This window comes from Micromonospora sp. DT41 (assembly GCF_049841715.1).
Classification (GTDB): domain Bacteria; phylum Actinomycetota; class Actinomycetes; order Mycobacteriales; family Micromonosporaceae; genus Micromonospora; species Micromonospora profundi.
In genome coordinates this window covers 92,051-107,723 of the sequence record NZ_JBNCKU010000002.1, presented here as the reverse complement: position 1 = coordinate 107,723, position 15,673 = coordinate 92,051, and the positions used below count along the sequence as shown (strand labels likewise).

General features: G+C 70.4%; 18 protein-coding genes. 5 read left to right on the top strand and 13 right to left on the bottom strand.

The window, feature by feature from the left end; genetic code table 11:
• Positions 1-36: 36 nt before the first annotated feature.
• The 3 genes from ACLQ23_RS04390 to ACLQ23_RS04380 all read right to left on the bottom strand — a co-directional run bounded on the left by ACLQ23_RS04390 (position 37) and on the right by ACLQ23_RS04380 (position 2,139).
• The gene (locus ACLQ23_RS04390) at positions 37-753 is read right to left on the bottom strand and encodes a VOC family protein (protein WP_355595082.1); all 717 of its coding nucleotides are present in this window, start codon (positions 751-753) and stop codon (positions 37-39) included.
• 123 nt (positions 754-876) lie between these two features.
• Positions 877-1,734, bottom strand: coding sequence for an alpha/beta fold hydrolase (locus tag ACLQ23_RS04385; RefSeq protein ID WP_355632414.1), 858 nt, complete (start codon positions 1,732-1,734; stop codon positions 877-879).
• Positions 1,735-1,851: 117 nt separating this feature from the next.
• The gene (locus ACLQ23_RS04380; RefSeq protein ID WP_355594994.1) at positions 1,852-2,139 is read right to left on the bottom strand and encodes a hypothetical protein; all 288 of its coding nucleotides are present in this window, start codon (positions 2,137-2,139) and stop codon (positions 1,852-1,854) included.
• Between the two features lie 9 nt (positions 2,140-2,148).
• On the opposite strand from ACLQ23_RS04380, the gene ACLQ23_RS04375 reads away from it, so the two are divergent.
• Both ACLQ23_RS04375 and ACLQ23_RS04370 read left to right on the top strand, forming a co-directional pair.
• Entirely contained in the window at positions 2,149-2,976 is an 828-nt protein-coding gene (locus ACLQ23_RS04375) for a DinB family protein (RefSeq protein WP_355594996.1), read from the top strand.
• A gap of 206 nt (positions 2,977-3,182) precedes the next feature.
• Complete coding sequence (locus tag ACLQ23_RS04370) at positions 3,183-3,773, top strand: carboxymuconolactone decarboxylase family protein (RefSeq protein WP_355632417.1); 591 nt, start codon at positions 3,183-3,185, stop codon at positions 3,771-3,773.
• A gap of 67 nt (positions 3,774-3,840) precedes the next feature.
• Here the strand turns inward: ACLQ23_RS04370 and ACLQ23_RS04365 are convergent, their stop codons facing one another.
• The 5 genes from ACLQ23_RS04365 to ACLQ23_RS04345 form a co-directional block, all read right to left on the bottom strand.
• Complete coding sequence (locus ACLQ23_RS04365) at positions 3,841-4,134, bottom strand: DUF6510 family protein (protein WP_355595000.1); 294 nt, start codon at positions 4,132-4,134, stop codon at positions 3,841-3,843.
• Between the two features lie 82 nt (positions 4,135-4,216).
• A complete protein-coding gene (locus tag ACLQ23_RS04360; RefSeq protein WP_355632420.1) occupies positions 4,217-4,996 on the bottom strand; it encodes a ferredoxin reductase in 780 nt (259 codons plus the stop codon).
• Entirely contained in the window at positions 4,989-5,588 is a 600-nt protein-coding gene (locus ACLQ23_RS04355; protein WP_355595004.1) for a sulfite oxidase-like oxidoreductase, read from the bottom strand. The genes ACLQ23_RS04360 and ACLQ23_RS04355 overlap by 8 nt, the downstream gene beginning before the upstream one ends.
• A gap of 76 nt (positions 5,589-5,664) precedes the next feature.
• The gene (locus tag ACLQ23_RS04350) at positions 5,665-6,687 is read right to left on the bottom strand and encodes a TerC/Alx family metal homeostasis membrane protein (protein WP_355595006.1); all 1,023 of its coding nucleotides are present in this window, start codon (positions 6,685-6,687) and stop codon (positions 5,665-5,667) included.
• Positions 6,688-6,894: 207 nt separating this feature from the next.
• Complete coding sequence (locus ACLQ23_RS04345; RefSeq protein ID WP_355595008.1) at positions 6,895-7,305, bottom strand: DUF2267 domain-containing protein; 411 nt, start codon at positions 7,303-7,305, stop codon at positions 6,895-6,897.
• Between the two features lie 155 nt (positions 7,306-7,460).
• Here ACLQ23_RS04345 and ACLQ23_RS04340 point away from each other — a divergent pair, with 155 nt between their 5' ends.
• Positions 7,461-7,736, top strand: a complete 276-nt coding sequence (locus ACLQ23_RS04340; RefSeq protein WP_355595010.1) for a DUF2795 domain-containing protein — start codon at positions 7,461-7,463, stop codon at positions 7,734-7,736.
• A gap of 33 nt (positions 7,737-7,769) precedes the next feature.
• Positions 7,770-8,438 carry a DUF1345 domain-containing protein gene (locus tag ACLQ23_RS04335; protein ID WP_355595012.1) on the top strand — a complete coding sequence of 223 codons (669 nt, stop codon included), beginning with the start codon at positions 7,770-7,772 and terminating at the stop codon, positions 8,436-8,438.
• Between the two features lie 410 nt (positions 8,439-8,848).
• Here the strand turns inward: ACLQ23_RS04335 and ACLQ23_RS04330 are convergent, their stop codons facing one another.
• From ACLQ23_RS04330 to ACLQ23_RS04315, 4 genes are all read right to left on the bottom strand, one after another.
• Positions 8,849-9,823: a pirin family protein gene (locus ACLQ23_RS04330; RefSeq protein ID WP_355595014.1), complete on the bottom strand. Its 975-nt coding sequence runs from the start codon at positions 9,821-9,823 to the stop codon at positions 8,849-8,851.
• A 57-nt stretch (positions 9,824-9,880) separates the two neighbouring features.
• A complete protein-coding gene (locus ACLQ23_RS04325) occupies positions 9,881-10,696 on the bottom strand; it encodes a hypothetical protein (protein ID WP_355595016.1) in 816 nt (271 codons plus the stop codon).
• An 874-nt stretch (positions 10,697-11,570) separates the two neighbouring features.
• On the bottom strand, positions 11,571-12,155 hold the full coding sequence (locus ACLQ23_RS04320; protein WP_425880370.1) for a hypothetical protein: 585 nt from the start codon (positions 12,153-12,155) through the stop codon (positions 11,571-11,573).
• Positions 12,156-12,950: 795 nt separating this feature from the next.
• On the bottom strand, positions 12,951-13,262 hold the full coding sequence (locus ACLQ23_RS04315) for a MazG-like family protein (protein ID WP_425735394.1): 312 nt from the start codon (positions 13,260-13,262) through the stop codon (positions 12,951-12,953).
• A 165-nt stretch (positions 13,263-13,427) separates the two neighbouring features.
• Here ACLQ23_RS04315 and ACLQ23_RS04310 point away from each other — a divergent pair, with 165 nt between their 5' ends.
• Positions 13,428-14,795: a hypothetical protein gene (locus ACLQ23_RS04310; protein WP_355595022.1), complete on the top strand. Its 1,368-nt coding sequence runs from the start codon at positions 13,428-13,430 to the stop codon at positions 14,793-14,795.
• A 68-nt stretch (positions 14,796-14,863) separates the two neighbouring features.
• Here the strand turns inward: ACLQ23_RS04310 and ACLQ23_RS04305 are convergent, their stop codons facing one another.
• On the bottom strand, positions 14,864-15,577 hold the full coding sequence (locus ACLQ23_RS04305) for a hypothetical protein (protein ID WP_355595024.1): 714 nt from the start codon (positions 15,575-15,577) through the stop codon (positions 14,864-14,866).
• Between the last annotated feature and the right edge of the window lie 96 nt (positions 15,578-15,673).

Here is a 15,673-nt window from a genome sequence, read left to right as displayed (position 1 = left end):
CTGGATCGAGTGGCATCTGGCGGGCCGGGCTGTGCGCTACCGGGGCGTCAGCACTCGGAACTCCGTGCCGTCGGGGTCGGCAAGCGCCACCCGCCCGGCCACGTCATGGTCGGTGTCGAAGCGCGTCGCGCCAAGGGAGAGCAGACGGTCAACCTCCGCCTGGTGATCACCGTCGGGGACGAGCTCGTACCGCACCCGGTCCCGGCCACCGTTCGGCGCGGCCGGTGGCCCACCCCAGGTGATCTTCGCGCCGCCGCGCGGCGACTGGATCGCGGTCTCCTCGTCCTGGTCCCAGACCAGCGGCCAGCCGAGCGCCTCACTCCAGAAGTATCCGACGGCCTGCGAGCCGTCACACGCCAGCGCCCCGACGAACCCGCAGCCCGCGAGGAAGTTGTTGCCCGCCTCGATGACACAGAACTCGTTGCCCTCGGGGTCGGCGAGCACCACATGGCCCTCCTCCGGGAGCTGGCCGACGTCGATGTGGCGTGCGCCGAGTTCCAGCGCCCGTGCCACCGTCTGCTGCTGCTCCTCGGCGGATGCGCTCGTCAGGTCGAAGTGCATCCGGTTCTGCACGACCTTCGGGTCGGCGGTCGCCGCGAAGCGGAGCCGGAACCCGACGTCGTCATCCGGGAGCACCACTGCCCCATCGCGTGGATCGTCGACCATCTCCCGACCCAGGAGGTCGGCCCAGAACCGGGCGACACACAGGGGTTGACTCGCGTCGAAGCACACGGCGAACAGTTGGCTGGCCATCGCTCTGTTCATCTCCGATCCGCCGACCGTGCGACTCCACCAGCCGGCCCGGTCTGCCCTTGGGGCCGAAGCCTAGGACTGAGGCGCGTCGCGCGCAGCCGAGTATTCGCAGCGGAGCGGTGATCAGGCAGGCAGGAGCGCGGCGATGTCACCCAGAACCCGGGCCGCCGGTGCCGGGTCGACAAGCCACTTCAGGTGGCTGCTGGTGAGCGTACGGACGTCGTAGGGGTTCTCCGGCGTCAGCGCGTCGCCCTCGCGGATCATCCGGTCCTGCATGGCGAGCGGCACCGAGGTGTCCTCGGTCAGCCGCACGTACGTCCTGGGGATCCGCCCCCAACTGTCGGGCTGCGCCCGGTCGTCGGGTGTGCCGGCGTCGAGGTTCTCGTCGGGCTGGAAGGTGTTGAGGAAGACCATGAACTCCTCGTCCGTCCCGTCGGCGAGGAAAGCCGCCTTCAGGGCCGCGAGGACGGCAGGGTCGGCGGTGCGGAAGTTGGCGCGCAGCAGCCCGAGCTCGGCAGGGTTCCCGACCATTGCCGACGCCAGGCCTTTGGTGTCGACAGTGGCCATCTCGGGCTCGGCGTAGTAGGCGCCGACGTGGAGGTCGACGGGGCACCAGGCGGAGACATAGACGATGCGGTCGATCAGGTCGGGCCGCTGGTTGGCTGCGACCGTGGCCGTCATGCCGCCACGGCTGTGTGAGACGAGGATGACGGGCCCGTTCCGCTTGGCCCGCTCCAGTGTCCCGATGAGGTGCGCGGCGTTGTCGGCGAGCGTGACGGACCTGATGGCCCCGGGCGCGGTGGCGAGCCCTTCGAGATCCTGCGGGGCCTGATAGGCCCGCGGGTACGTAGCGGCGAACCCGTGCCCCGGAAGATCGACGGCAACCGAACGGTGCCCGAGGAGGCCGAGCTCGGCCTGGAGTGGCGCGAAGGAGAACGAGTTCGCGAAAGCTCCGTGCACCAGTACGAACGTCGGTTGCATCTGTCCACACTCACTTTCTGGTGCCCTGCGGCGTCGGCGGCACGCACGTCGCGCTACGCGAACGGCCGCCGACCATCCGATGATCCACACTACTCAGCAGAAGATCATCGGCGCTACTCAGATCGCCGCATCGCCGGTGACCACGGCGAATGCGCCGGCCGGCACCCCTTCGAGAGTCGCGACCCGCGAGGCGGCGGCCAGCAGACCTGCCTCGTCCGCGCCGCTGAGGAAGAAGACGTAGACGTCGTCGACCTCCTCGCCGTCGTCGTACACCTCGATCACACCCTCGTCCTCCAGCTCGGCAAGGAAGGCCTCGACCGTGTCGATCCACTGGTACGCGTAGGTGCCGGCCTCGCCGGACGGCGCCGGTGTCAGCGGTACGTGGATCTCCACGATGACGGTCATGACGGCATCGTGCAGCACGCCAGTGACAGCGATCCGCCGGTGTTGTCGGACCCGCCCGTTACCGTCACCGCAACCGTCAACGGGGAGGGCGCGATGGGCCAGGGCGACTACGCGACGTTCGTCGACAGGGACCTGCGGGGTGCACGGTTCCACAGGTCGACGCTGGCCGGGGCGGTGATGCGCGGCGTCGACGTCAACGGGCTCGACATCGACGCACCGTGGCTGGCCGACGGCACACTGCTGGTAAACGGTGTGGACGTCGTGCCGCTCGTCGAAGCGGAGCTGAACCGGCGGTTCCCGGGGCGCGAGTTGAGGCAGGCGACGCAACCCGATGCCCTGCGCACGGCGTGGGCGGCGACCGAGCGGGCCTGGGCGGCGGCGACCGAGCGGGCCACGGCGATGCCCGAGGGCGCCGTCCACGTGTCGGTCGACGGCGAGTGGTCGTTCGCGCAGACGTTGCGGCATCTCGCCTTCGCCGCCGACGCATGGCTGGGCAAGGCGGTCCTGCGCCGGCCACAGCCGTTCCACCCGTTCGGCCAGCCCTACACCGAGTACGCCTCCGACGGCTTCGACATGTCGGTGTTCGCCACCGAGCAGCCCAGCTTCACGGAGGTGCTCCGGCTGCGCGCCGAGCGGCAGGCAATGGTGCGCGGCTTCCTGGCCACCGTCACACCGGAGCTGCTCGCCGAGCCTCGGCCCACCCCGTGGTCACCCGACCACGAGGAGCCGGTCGTGCACTGCCTTCATGTGATCTTCGACGAGGAGTGGCAGCACCTCCGATTCGCACTGCGTGACCTCGATACGCAGAGCCGCGAGTCGAGCGCCGCCCACCCGTGATCGACAGGTGACGGCAACCATCGGCTGATCGGCAGCCGCATTCGAGAACGCCGCCGACGTCGCCGCCGCCCTACCGCCGCCCTGTGGTGCGCCGACGCCACTGCGGTGACGCCATCTGAGTGACACCTCCTCGCTGACCTCGGCGCTCTGTCACGTGCCGGCCCCGGCCGGTGTCTCATGCCGAGACCACCCGACGAGGAGGAGCAATGACCGGCGACACAAGGATTCCCCCGGCCGAGATCACGGGCCTCTACGGCGCCGTACTGAAGAGGTTCAGCAGGAAGATGCTCGGCCGGGTGCCAGACGGGCTCGGTGTGCTGTGGCACCACCGGCAGGTGCTGAAGTTCAACTTCGGCAGCGGTCGACGGGCCGGTAAGTGGAACGAGTGCGACAAGGACCTGAAGTCGTACGCCCACATGGCGGTGGCATCGTTGATCGGCTGCTCGTTCTGCCTGGACCTGGGCTACTTCCAGGCGCACAACGAGGGCCTGGACGTGACAAAGGCCCGCGAGGTGCCGCGCTGGCGCGAGTCGGACGTCTTCACGCCGTTGGAGCGCGACGTCCTGGAGTACGCCGAGGCGATGTCGCAGACGCCGCCCACCGTCACCGACGAGCTGTCCGCCCGGTTGGTCGCACAGCTCGGGGCACCTGCGGTGGTGGAGCTGACCGCCTGGGTGGCGTTGACCAATCAGTTCGCGCGGGTCAACGTCGCCCTCGGCATCGAGGCCGAGGGTCTGGCGGCGTCGTGCGGCCTGGCACCTTTGGCGCAACCGAGCGGCGCAGCCGCACGCGCGTGACCGAGCGGCGCAGCCGCACGCGCGTGACCGAGCGGCGCAGCCGCACGCACGTGACCGAGCGGCCCGGTCACAGCGGGCCGGGGCGCGGCTGCTCCATCGGCATCGGGACCTGGAGGTAGGTGGTGCCGCGCAGGTCCAGCCAGGCCCGGTCGGGCCCGCGGACCAGTCGCAGCATCACCTCCTCGCAGGACGGGCAACGGGCGACCATGCCGGGCGCGTTGGCGAAGACGTGCAGGCTCGCCATCGAACCGGTCGTCCCGCAGTTCTCACAGCGGCCCGTCGCGGTGCTCAGATCGACGGCGAACAGCTCACGCAGCGGGCCGTCGAGCATGTTGCCGTCCAGGTACGACATCTCGGTCATCGGGTCTCCTCGACGAAGCGGGGCGGTGCAAGCAGGCGGGGCGAGCGGGGCGGTGCAAGCGGAGCAGGGCGATGCGGTGCCGTCAGCCCGTCGGGCCGAAACGTTCGGTCTTGACCCGCCGCGACGGGTGGCCGAGCCCCACCAGCAGGTCGGCGACGGTTTCCACGAACCCGGTCGGGCCGCAGACGTAGGTGAGCGGTTCCAGATCCGGTGGCCAGCCGTGGGTGTTCACGTCGGCCAACCCGATGCGGTGTGGTTCGCCGCGCCACCCCTCGGGCGCCTCACGGGTGTAGACATACGCGACGTCCAGCCCGAAGTCGTCGCGGGCCCGGCGGCGCAACTCGTCGCCGTAGATCAGATCGGCGGGGGTGCGCACCGAGTAGAGCAGCCGAAACGGCACCCTGCTGCCCGCAGCCCGCCGGGCGCGGATCATCGCCATCAGCGGCACGACGCCGGAGCCGCCACCGAGCAGCTGCACCGGCTCGGTCTGCTCCGGCCGCCAGATGAACCACCCGCCGAGCGGTCCGCGCACCTCCACCGGGTCGCCCACACCGAAAACATCGATGAGGTACGGCGACACCTCGCCGTCGTGGACCCGCTGCACCGTCACCTCGATGCGCGGCCCGCCGGGGCCGTCCACCACCGGCCCTGCGATCGAGTACGACCGGGCGGCCTGGTAGCCGTCCGGCGCTGTCAGCCGCAGGTCGACGTGCTGCCCGGGCAGGTGCCCCGGCCAGTCCGGCACCTCCAGCACGAGGGTCTGCGCGGTCCGCGTCTCCACCCGGCGCTCCACGAGCCGGCCCACCTGCCACCGGTTCGGCGTCGGGCGTCGGGTGCCCGCCGCGACAGCGCGCTCAGTCACCCTGGTACCGCTGTTCGCGCCAGGGGTCGCCGTAGTCGTGGTAGCCGGCGGTCTCCCAGAAGCCGGGCTGGTCCATCGTCTTGAGCCGGATGCCGCGCACCCACTTGGCGGACTTCCAGAAGTACAGGTGTGGCACCAGCAGCCGCGCCGGGCCGCCGTGCTCCGGCGCCAGCGGCGCGCCGTCGAAGGTGTGCGCCACCCAGGCCCGGCCGCCGCGCAGGTCGTCCAGTGGCAGGTTCGTGGTGTAGCCGCCGTAGGAGTGCGCAAGCGCGTAGTGCGCGCCGGTGTCCACACCGTCGAGCAGCGTGTCCAGTGAGACGCCCTGCCACGTGGTGCCGAGCTTCGACCAGCGGGTGACGCAGTGGATGTCCACCGTCGGCGTCTCCTGCGGCAGCGCCATCAACTCCTGCCACGACCACCGGCGTTCGGTGCCGTTCTCGACGGAGATGACGAACTCCCAGGTGTCCAGCGACACACGGGGCGTCGGGCCAGCGGAGAGCACCGGAAAGTCCTCGGTCAGGTACTGCCCAGGGGGCAGGGTCGGCTCCTGTGATCGGGGCCGACCCTGAAAGCCCGGTGACACGATTCCCATTGCACAGTCGTACCATTCGCGTCGGCCGGGGCGGGACCTTTCCCGCGTACCCCCTCGTCGTGCCGGCGTGCCGGCGTCAGTGCCGCTCGGAGACGACCTCGCGGCGGTCGGGTTGCTGCCCCCGGGTGGCGCGCAGGCTGGTCAGGGTGACCACCACGAGCACACCGATGATCACGCCGAGCGAGGCGAGGGTGGGGATCTCCGGCACGTTGTCCCAGATGCCGTGCGCCCAGTGCAGGCCGAGCTTGAGACCGATGAACGCAAGGATGATGGCCAGGCCGTAGCTGAGGTGCACGAGCCGGCTCAACGCGGCGTGCAGGACGAAGTAGAGCGCCCGCAGGCCCAACAGGGCGAAGGCGTTCGTGGCGAAGACCAGGTACGGGTCCTCGGTGATGCCGTAGACCGCAGGCACCGAGTCGACGGCGAAGACGATGTCGGTGGCCAGCACCGCCACCACCACCAGGGCGAACGGGGTGAGCGCCCGCTTCGCGCCCTGCCGGACGGTCATCTTGGTGCCGTGGTACTCGTTGACCACTGGCATGATCTTGCGCAGCAGCCGCACCGACCGCATCTTGTTGATGTCGACTTCCTGCTGGTGCCCGGAGAGGGCGTCACGCAGCAGCTTCGCCGCCGTGGCGAGGAGGATGATCGCGAAGAGCAGGAACGCGAAGTCGAGGGTCTGGAGCGCCGCCGCGCCCAGGGCGATGAAGACACCGCGCAGTACCAGCGCACCGGCGATGCCGTAGAGCAGCACCCGCTGGGCGAGCACGGACGGCACCGCGAACGCGGCCAGCAGCAGCATGAAGACGAAGAGGTTGTCGACCGAGAGGGACTTCTCGACCAGGTAACCGGTCAGGTATTCCACGCCCTGCTGGGAGCCGTAGCGGGCCCACACCCAGCCGCCGAAGGCCAGCGGCAGCGCGATGTAGAACGCCGACCAGCCGACCGCTTCCCGCATGGACACCTCATGCGGGCGGCGCGTCACCAGGAAGTCCAGGACGAGCAGCACCAGCACGCCGACGATCGTCACCGCCCAGAGGGTGGGCGTACCCACCGACGACAGTGAGCTCGCGGCGGACAGGGGCGACAATTCGGTCATCAGGTCTCCTCGAACACCATGTCATGTTCGAGGTCTCCTTCACCCATCGGAGATGGGCAACCACCCGAGGCGCGCCGGGCGCGCCGTACTGACCGGTATGGTTCGTGGGAAGTACTCCCCTCGCACGACCAGGTTAGGCCAGCCTGAATCACCGCGCCAAGCGGGACACCGATGGTTGCCCTGGCCAACCGCTGTAGGTACCGATCGTCAGGCACGGCGCAGCGTCGCGCCGGGAGCCATCGCCTGTTCCACCAGGTCGCGGTAGTCGCGCGGGAGCTGAGTGGCCACGTCGTCGAACTCCCCGCCGGTGATCGCCTCGCGCAGCGTGGTGAAGACCGCCCGGACGGCGTCGCGGGCGGCAATCTCGTCCACGCCCGCGCGCAACGCAACCCGCGCCACGAACTCGGCCGCCCCGAACCGGTCAGCCTGCTCGGTACTGGGGCTCGGCTTCAACACCAGTTGCAGGGGCTTCGGCAACTGGGCGGCCAGGTCCAGCACCTCGCCACCGGTCAACCGCTCGGCGAACGTCTCCAGCACCGCACGGGTCAGCTCGACCGCCTGCTCGGACGACGTAGCAGTGCGCTGGGAAACCTGGTCGACAAAGGTGTCGTAGTTCATGCGTACCCCCTCGGGCTTGTCGACGGCGCCTGCGGGTACCCGCGGCGGCGCGACGGAAACGGCGCCGATTTCCTGCGCCGGCCCGGCGTGAGCAGGCGGCGAGCGGGTAACCGCCGCCGGTCGTGACCACATCGATGCCACGAGGAGCCGCTGTTATGGCGAGCTACGCCGACGTCCTGCAGTACCTGTCGAGCCTGGACTACCCGGCCGAGAAGGACGACGTGGTCCGCGAGGCCGAACGGGAAGGTGCCCCGCCGGACGTGTTGAAGGCGCTGCGCGCACTGCCGCCGGCCGTGGACTACGCCAACGGAAACGAGGTCGCCCGGTCCGCCGGCATCGACGCCGCGCCCGAGGTGAGCCCGGCGCAGCGTGCCGAGCAGGCCCGGGACAAGAAACACAACCGGGTGTCGCAACACCTCCGCGGCATCTGACCCGACGGTGACAGATTCGGCCGGGCCGCCCGGATGACCGGCAGGCGTCCGCTGTCCCGCGGCCCGGACGGACACACCCCCGCCTCGGCGCAGGTCGTCGTGGTGGCAGTGGTCGGGATCGTCGCCGGCGGCGCCTTCGCCATCACGGTGTCACCGCCGCTCGCCCCGCTTGCCGGCTGGGACGCCGCCGCGCTCACCTGGCTGGTGTACGTGTGGCGCACGATCTGGCCGCTGGACGCCACCCAGACCGCGCGGCTGGCTGTCTACGAGGATCCCAACCGGGCCATCCGTGACGTGCTCCTGTTGGTGGCGTGCATCGCCAGCCTGCTCGCCGTGGGACTTGTCGTCGCCAGCGCGCGCTCGTCGCCGCCGGGTCTGGTCCGCGACCTGTCCGGCGGCCTGGGCGTGCTGAGCGTGCTGCTCTCCTGGCTTGTCGTGCACACCGTGTTCGCCGCCCGGTACGCCCGGATCTACTACACCGGCCCGGACGGCGGGGTGAACTTCAACCAGGCCGAACCGCCCTGCTATGCCGACTTCGCGTACGTCGCCTTCACCATCGGGACGACGTTCCAGGTCTCCGACACCAACCTCACGAGCAATGAGATGCGGCGGACCGTGCTGCGCCATTCGCTGCTGTCGTACCTGTTCGGGGCGTTCATCATCGCCGTCACGGTTAACCTGCTGGCCGGTCTGGCCCGCTGAGGGGTGCCGTGTTTGTTGCGGCCGCCGCCGGGCGCGGCGCGGGCGCTGGGGCGCTGGGAGGTGGCGATGGGGGGCGCTCTACCGATCGCGTCGACGCGTGTCAGGAGCGCCGGGACAGGCGGGCGCCCCGAGGCCACGAACCGCGACCAGGGGCGCCACGCAAACCTGCCCAGGCGATGAACCGCGCCCGAACCGGATCGCGGCCACCCAGCGGTGGATGCCCGCTCGAACCGAGCGGCCAGCACTGCCGGGTCCAACCCTACGACACAACATCCTCCGTACGGTCAGATTTTGCCAAACTGTGGGCCAGTGCACTTCCGAGGTGGTCGATCTCGGCGTGCTGTCCGCTGTCTGCATGACCTCACCGGTTCGCGTCGCGCTGCGTCGGCCGCCGTCACCGATCGGGCAGGTCAGCCGTGCAGGCCGCCGGTGCGGTCACGGGCCTTGAGTCGGGTGCTGGGCAGGGCCGGCGCTGGCAGCGGGGGCGCCGCGTCGTCGGCGACCACACCGAAGCGTTCGCCCCCGGCCATCCAGTCCTCCCGGGCGGCGACGACCTCCTCGTGCGAGCGACCGACGAAGTTCCACCACATCACCAGCGGTTCCTCGAACGGCGCGCCGCCCAGCAGCAGCAACCGGGCCCCCGTCCCGCCGCGCACTGTCACCTCCGAACGGCCCGTACCCAGGTAGAGCAGCGCCCCCGGCTCGAACCCGACCCCGGCAGCCTCCGCGGACCCGGACATCGCCAGCACTGCGTACTCGAAATCGGGCCGCAACGGCAGCGTCGCCGGCGCCTCACCACTCAGCTCCAGCTGCACGCCCACCAGCGGTGTGTGCACCACCGCCGGGGACCGCTGCCCGGCGAAGTCGCCGACAAGGAGAGTGAAGGTCACGTCGTCGTCGCGCCAGCGCGGCAGGTCGGCGTGGTGCGCGAAGGCCGCCGAACCCGCCCGAGCCGGGTCCGGCAGCGCCACCCACAGCTGCACGCCGTGCATCACCGGCGGATGCGTGGCCGGCGACCGCTCGGAATGGGAGATGCCGTGCCCGGACGTCATCACGTTGAGCTGACCGGGCCGGATCGGCTGGACGTTGCCGAGGCTGTCCCGGTGGATGATCTCGCCGTCGAGTAGCCAGGTCACCGTCTGCAGGCCGGTGTGCGGGTGCGGCGGCACCTCCATGCCGGGACGCTCCGCCACGTCGTCCGGGCCGAAGTGGTCCACGAAACACCAGGCGCCCACCATCCGGCGCGGACGCTGCGGCAACAGCCGACGGACCGTCGTGTAACGCCCCAACGGCACGTCGTGGCCGGGCAGCAGCACGCTGCCCGGATCCGCGTCGGCCACGCCGGGTGGTCGGGTCTCCGCCAGCATCGATTCGGTACGCTCCACCGCCCGACTGTACGCTCGCGCGCCGACATTTCCCCGGCATCCCCGCGCACCAGCGGATCACTGGACGGTGGTCACCGTGACCACGCCCGCGCCCGCCACCAGGTCGAGGAAGAGCCGATCCGTCGACCGGTCCCACCCCGGCGTACTCAACAACGAGCCCGCGGCCACCCCGGACCAGCGCTCGTCCGGCACCGCTACCGAACCGGCACCCGCTACGACCCGGACCCGCACCGGAGGCGAACCCGGCACCCGGACGTCGAGCTGACTGGTACCGCCCGTCAACCGCACAGTCGTCGTGCCTCCACGTACCGGCGGAAGGATCACCTCGCTACGGGCCGAGCCACCCACGAGCTCCACGCCCAGCAGCCGCGCCCGGGCCAGGTCGAGCACCTGCTCGCGTACGCCGCCGACGAGTTGAAGACGCCAGGCGACCCGCTCGTTGAGAAGCACCCGCGCCGCCCGCTCCCCGGTCTCGCCGCTGGCCACCACGCCCAGCCGGACGGTCTCACCTCGCACCGTCGGCCGCACTGTCACGCTCGACCCGGCCGGGCTGCTCATCCGGTACAGGTCGTCGCCCAGGTCGGCCACCCGCAGGTCGAACGAGGCCAGCCCGTCCGCGAGCACGAAGGTAGCCTGCTCACGTCCCGCCAGCGGCGCCGTCACCGTATGCTCGGCAACCGCCGCCGCGCCCTCACCGCCCGGCCCGCTGCCGTCTGGTCTGCTGCCGTCTGGTCTGCTGCCGTCTGCTTTGTTGCCTTGCCTGCTGTCGTCGGGCGCGCTGGAGTAGGTCATGCCGAGGCGGTTCGGCGCGGCGATGATCACGACGACGGCGGCGGCACCCAGGACCAACACGACGAAGGCGGCAGCCAGCAACAGCCGAGCGCCAACGGACCATCTCGTACGCCGCTCAGCGTCGGCCGGTAGCTCAGTCCCACGTGGCGGCTCAGCGCCACGCAGCGTCGCCGGCTCATGTGATGGCTCGGGCCCACGCGGTGGCTCCGGCTCGCGCGGTGGCTCAACTCCTTGCTGTGGCTCAACTCCTTGCTGTGGCTCAACTCCTTGCGGCGGCTCAACTCCTTGCGGCGTCGCCGACCCACGCGATTGCTCAGCGCTACGCGGTCGCTCCGAATCACGCGACGGCTCCGGGCCCGCCTGATGATCTTTTTCGTTCCCCACTGCAATCATGTCTGCGTCCCTCCGCCGGTCCCCGCCGGTGGGTACGTACCCGCAGGCGAAACGGATCACTCCGCGCTGACCACGCCACTCCCCTCCGTCGCCGACCACCGCATCCCGGACAATTCCGGTTGGCCAACAGTCAGCTGCCGCACCGCCATAATGGGGGTCGCCTGCTGTCCGGGTGGGCGTTCCGCTGCCGGCGCCCCACAACTGTCCAACCTGCGCAAACCCCGGCTTCCTGCCCGGGGACACCTCGCCGGACGTGCCGATGGCGGCACCCGCATTGGCCGGACGTGCCGATCGTGGCACCCGTGTTGAGAGGTGCCGGCCACCGTCGTTGCCATGCCGATGGCTGGCACCCCGCGTTCATGGGTGCCAGCCATCAGTGGTGGTTGTCAGCCGCTGGTAGACGCCCAGGGTTGGAGGTGCCGGCCAGCGGCCGTGGTTGAAATGCCGATGGCCCGCACCTTCGGGTTCGAGGTGCCGGCCATCGGTGGTGGGTTGTCATGCCGATGGCCGGCACCCTGTGTTGGGGGGTGCCGGCCATCAGTCAGTGCGTCATGCGGGTGGGTCAGCTGTTCCAGTGCTGGGCGACGAGGTCGGCGGCCTGCTGCTCCCACTGGGCGTAGGCGTCCGGGTAGGCGGAGACCTGGACGGTCTGCGCGGCCACGGTCAGCGGCATGTCCTGCCAGCCGTCGACCTGCTTCAAACCCTTGAGGAAGGCGGTGGTGGAGTAGTCGGGGTCGGTGATCTGCTCCACGGTGCCCCAGCCGGAGCTCGGGCGCTGCTGGAACAGGCCCTGCGAGTCGTGGTCGTTGCGCTCACCCAGGTGACCCAGGTTCTCCAACTTCGACTCCTGCAAGCTCGTACCGATCGAGATCACCGCAGCACGCTCGGGCATACCGGCCTTCTTCGTCGCGGCGATGATCGCCTTCACGTTGGCGGTCTGCTCGTCATTCAGGGCGATGCGCGACTGCGCGCCCTGCGTGCCGTGCGGGATCAGCTTGGCGGTGTCGGGCTTGTCGGCCTGCACGACCGCGACGGGCTTGCCATCCACCGGCGCGGCGGAGTGGGCGGCGATGGGGCCGGCGAAGACACCACCGGCGAAGGCGAGACCGGCAACGGACAGCATGCTCTTACGGAAGATCGTGTTCATGGGGGTAGCTCCTTCGGGGGTAGGAAACACCCGCCAACCCAAAAGGGGGATGGGCGCGCGGGTGTGAGCACCTCGTCCGGCGCTGCACAAAACAAAAGGGGGAAAGTCATCGACGGCGGCTGGGCGCGGGGAGCGCCTCTGGCGGCCGGGTCCATGTGTAACCACCCGGCGGCCGGGGTCATTCCCGGGGCGGCCTATCCATGGCTACCGCGTCGAGCCGGCGCCACGGTCCAGGCAGCGTCCCCCGCGAGGGAGATGGCCTTGCGGCCGGTGGTACTGCGACCGTCAGGGTATGTAACCCGGCCGGGGCCGCCGCGATTCCGGCCTGGGAATGCCCCCGGTCACACCCACAAACCCCCGCCAGCGGACATACCGCCCCCATGTCCGCCGTAAGGCGTCGCCGAACCGGTCAGCCGGGCGGTGATCGACTCGGGCTCCTTGAAACCGGGGCATCCTCCGCGCACGGACACACCGATTTCATGCAACCCGAGTCGATCAATCACTGCCGTCGCCCCCGGCCACTGTGCAAGCCCACGCCCGCCGCCCAAATGCTCCCAAAACGCACCGCAACCCGCCCGACCCTACAACCGCGGTCACCCACAACAGCCGGCAGGGCAGGCCAGGCGGGCAGCGAGCGGCGGACGGCGGGGGCGAACACGGCGGACGGGCCAGCGGCGAGCGGCGAGCGAGCGGCGAGCGAGCGGCGAGCGAGCGGCGAGCGAGCGGCGAGCGAGCGGCGAGCGAGCGGCGGACGGCGGGCGGGCAGGCAGGCAGCGGCAGGCGAGGGGCGAGCGGTTAGGGCATCAGGCGGGATTTGACCTTTGCGGCGCACGCGTCCAACACTGCCTGCGCGTCCAGGCCCAGGCTCTCGATGGCCACCAGGGCTGTGAAGGCGACGTCGGCCAGTTCGGCGGCTACGTCCTCGCGGGTGTGGGTGACGCCTTTGCGAGGATTCTGCCCGAGTAGGCCGATCCACGCCGCTGACGCCTCCCCCGCCTCCTCGGTGAGTTTGAGGATGCGACATGTCAGTTCCGTCTGGCCGGTGCCGTTGGCGGCGTCCAACCAGCTGCGTGAGGCGCGCGCCGCATCCCAGATCGACTCGTTCACGTCGACCAGTCAACCGGACCGGCCCGGCGGACCAGGCGGCCGGGTCGACTCCCTGACTGGCTGGTCAGTACCGCCATTGACAGTGTTCGACGGCGGTCCTAGGTTCAGGGCGCTACCGGCCGGTAGGCAACCGTCCCGCCTGCGTCCGTCCGATGGGGAGCATCGATGCTGTCCGTACCCGTTCGTACCCTGCGCCGCCTGCTCGCCGCCACCGCGACGCTGACCCTGGCGGTCGGTCTCGCCGGTGCCGCGCCGGCCAGCGCCGCCGCCCACGATCCGCGTGGCAGCCAGCCGCTGCCGGGCTACACGTTCGAGAATCCGCCGCTGGCGCCGCTGGTGGTGGCCGGCAAACCGACGACGGTACGCCAGGGCGTGCACCGGCACGCCGCGTACATCATCGAGGTTCCGGCCCGGTGGAACGGTGACCTGGTGTTGTGGGCGCACGGCTACCGCGGCCAGGGCACTGTGCTGTCGCCGGAGCCGCCGGCCTTCGACCTGCGTCAGCGGGTGCTTGCCCAGGGGTACGCGTGGGCGTCGTCGTCGTACGATCGCAACGGCTTCGACATCCGCTCTGGGGTGCTGAGCACGAAGGAACTCGCCGACCACTTCGGACGGACGGTACGCAAGCCGCACCGCACGTACCTGGCCGGGGTGTCGATGGGCGGGTACGTCATCGGTCGCTCACTGGAGCAGTATCCCGGCTTCTACGACGGAGCTCTGCCCATGTGCGGAGTGCTCGGCGACCAGACGCTTCTCGACTTCTTCCTCGACTACAACCTTGTCGCGCAGGCCCTCGCCGGGGTGCCGGCCTATCCCACGCCGACCGACTACCTGAGCAACGCGGTGCCCCGCATCCAGGTCGCGCTCGGCCTGGCAGGGCTCACGCCCACCGGGCCGGACACCACCAATGAGCGCGGCAAGCAGTTGCGGGCCATCACGGTGAACCGCTCGGGCGGACCACGCCCCGGCGCCGATGCCGCCTTCGCGATCTGGAAGGACTTCCTGTTCTCGATCTCGGTGACCGAGGGCGGCACCTCCCCCGCCCAGCGGCCCGGCCAGATCTCCACGAACCTGCTGACCCGCTACAGCCCGAACAGTCCCGTCAACGTCAACGCGACAGTGCAGCGGGTCGCTCCGGAGAATCTCGTACAGCGACTCCTGCCGACGCTCACCGAGGTGCCGAAGATCGCCGGCCGTCCGAGCGCGCCCGTGGTGAGCCTGCACGGCCTCGGTGACCTGTTCGTGCCGTTCAGCATGGAGCAGGCGTACGCCACCGACGTGGCGCGGCACGGTCGCAGCCGGCTTGTGGTGCAGCGGGCGATCCGGGCCGCGCAGCACTGCGAGTTCAGCCCGGCCGAGGCCGGCGCCGGCTGGGATGACCTGGTGTCATGGGTACGCACCGGCAAGCGCCCGGCCGGCGACACGGTGACCGACCCGGCGGTGGTGGCGCGACCCGACTACGGCTGCCGGTTCAGCGACAGGGCCGCGTACGCCGCCGGCGTCGGCACCCGCCGCCTGTATCCGGCCTGCTGACGGTACGCGCACACGACGACGCCGGCCGGCCCCCTTCTCGGGAGCCGGCCGGCGTGTGTGTGCGGGTGTTACGAGAGCTGCTGGACGAGGTCCGCCGCCTGCTCCTCCCACTGCGCGTACGCGTAGGGGAAGGCGGAGACCTGGACGGTCTGCGCCGCGGTGGTAAGCGGCAGGTCCTGCCAGCCGCCCACGTTCTTCAGAGCGGTGAAGAACGCCGTGGCGGAGTACTCGGGGTCGGTGATCTGCTCGGGCGTGCCCCAACCCGACGACGGGCGCTGCTGGAACAGGCCCTGCGAGTCATGGTCGTTGTACGCGCCGAGGTGACCGAGGTTGTACAGCTTCGACTCCTGCAACGAGGTGGCGATGCCGATCACCGCACCCCGGTCGCCGACGCCGGTCTTCTCGGCCACGTCGATGATCGCCCGTGCGTTGTCGAGCTGCGCGTCGTCGAGCGGGATGCGCGACTGTGCGCCCTCGACGCCGTGCGGGATCAACTCGGCACGGCTGGGCTTGCCGGCCGGCGGCTTGCTTGTCGGGGAGCCGGTGGTGAGGCCCGACTCGACGGGCTGGTCGTCCTGGCGGGCTTCGGTGGCGGCCTTGCCGGTGGCGAGGTCGATGGCGGCGACGGCACCCTCGTGCGGTCCTGAGGTGACCGGGGCGGCAACCGCGGTGGGGGCCAGCGCGAGCCCGCCGAGGGCGGCGATGCCCACAACGCTCAGCGCGGTCTTGCGGTGTTTGTCCTTAGCGATGGCCGGGAGCCATCGAGTGAAGTCGACCTTCACGATGGTTGCCCTTTCGATCGTGCGGAACGCTCCGGGGTGAACGTTCCTCGGGAGATGACCGCGGAAAGTGTTTGGCTCCGGCGGTTCAGGGGACAC

Coding starts and splice junctions, on each gene's coding strand:
- ACLQ23_RS04390 (WP_355595082.1), bottom strand. CDS start 753: ATGGCCAGCCAACTGTTCGCCGTGTGCTTCGACGCGAGTCAACCCCTG.
- ACLQ23_RS04385 (WP_355632414.1), bottom strand. CDS start 1,734: ATGCAACCGACGTTCGTACTGGTGCACGGAGCTTTCGCGAACTCGTTC.
- ACLQ23_RS04380 (WP_355594994.1), bottom strand. CDS start 2,139: ATGACCGTCATCGTGGAGATCCACGTACCGCTGACACCGGCGCCGTCC.
- ACLQ23_RS04370 (WP_355632417.1), top strand. CDS start 3,183: ATGACCGGCGACACAAGGATTCCCCCGGCCGAGATCACGGGCCTCTAC.
- ACLQ23_RS04365 (WP_355595000.1), bottom strand. CDS start 4,134: ATGACCGAGATGTCGTACCTGGACGGCAACATGCTCGACGGCCCGCTG.
- ACLQ23_RS04355 (WP_355595004.1), bottom strand. CDS start 5,588: ATGGGAATCGTGTCACCGGGCTTTCAGGGTCGGCCCCGATCACAGGAG.
- ACLQ23_RS04350 (WP_355595006.1), bottom strand. CDS start 6,687: ATGACCGAATTGTCGCCCCTGTCCGCCGCGAGCTCACTGTCGTCGGTG.
- ACLQ23_RS04345 (WP_355595008.1), bottom strand. CDS start 7,305: ATGAACTACGACACCTTTGTCGACCAGGTTTCCCAGCGCACTGCTACG.
- ACLQ23_RS04340 (WP_355595010.1), top strand. CDS start 7,461: ATGGCGAGCTACGCCGACGTCCTGCAGTACCTGTCGAGCCTGGACTAC.
- ACLQ23_RS04335 (WP_355595012.1), top strand. CDS start 7,770: ATGACCGGCAGGCGTCCGCTGTCCCGCGGCCCGGACGGACACACCCCC.
- ACLQ23_RS04320 (WP_425880370.1), bottom strand. CDS start 12,155: ATGAACACGATCTTCCGTAAGAGCATGCTGTCCGTTGCCGGTCTCGCC.
- ACLQ23_RS04310 (WP_355595022.1), top strand. CDS start 13,428: ATGCTGTCCGTACCCGTTCGTACCCTGCGCCGCCTGCTCGCCGCCACC.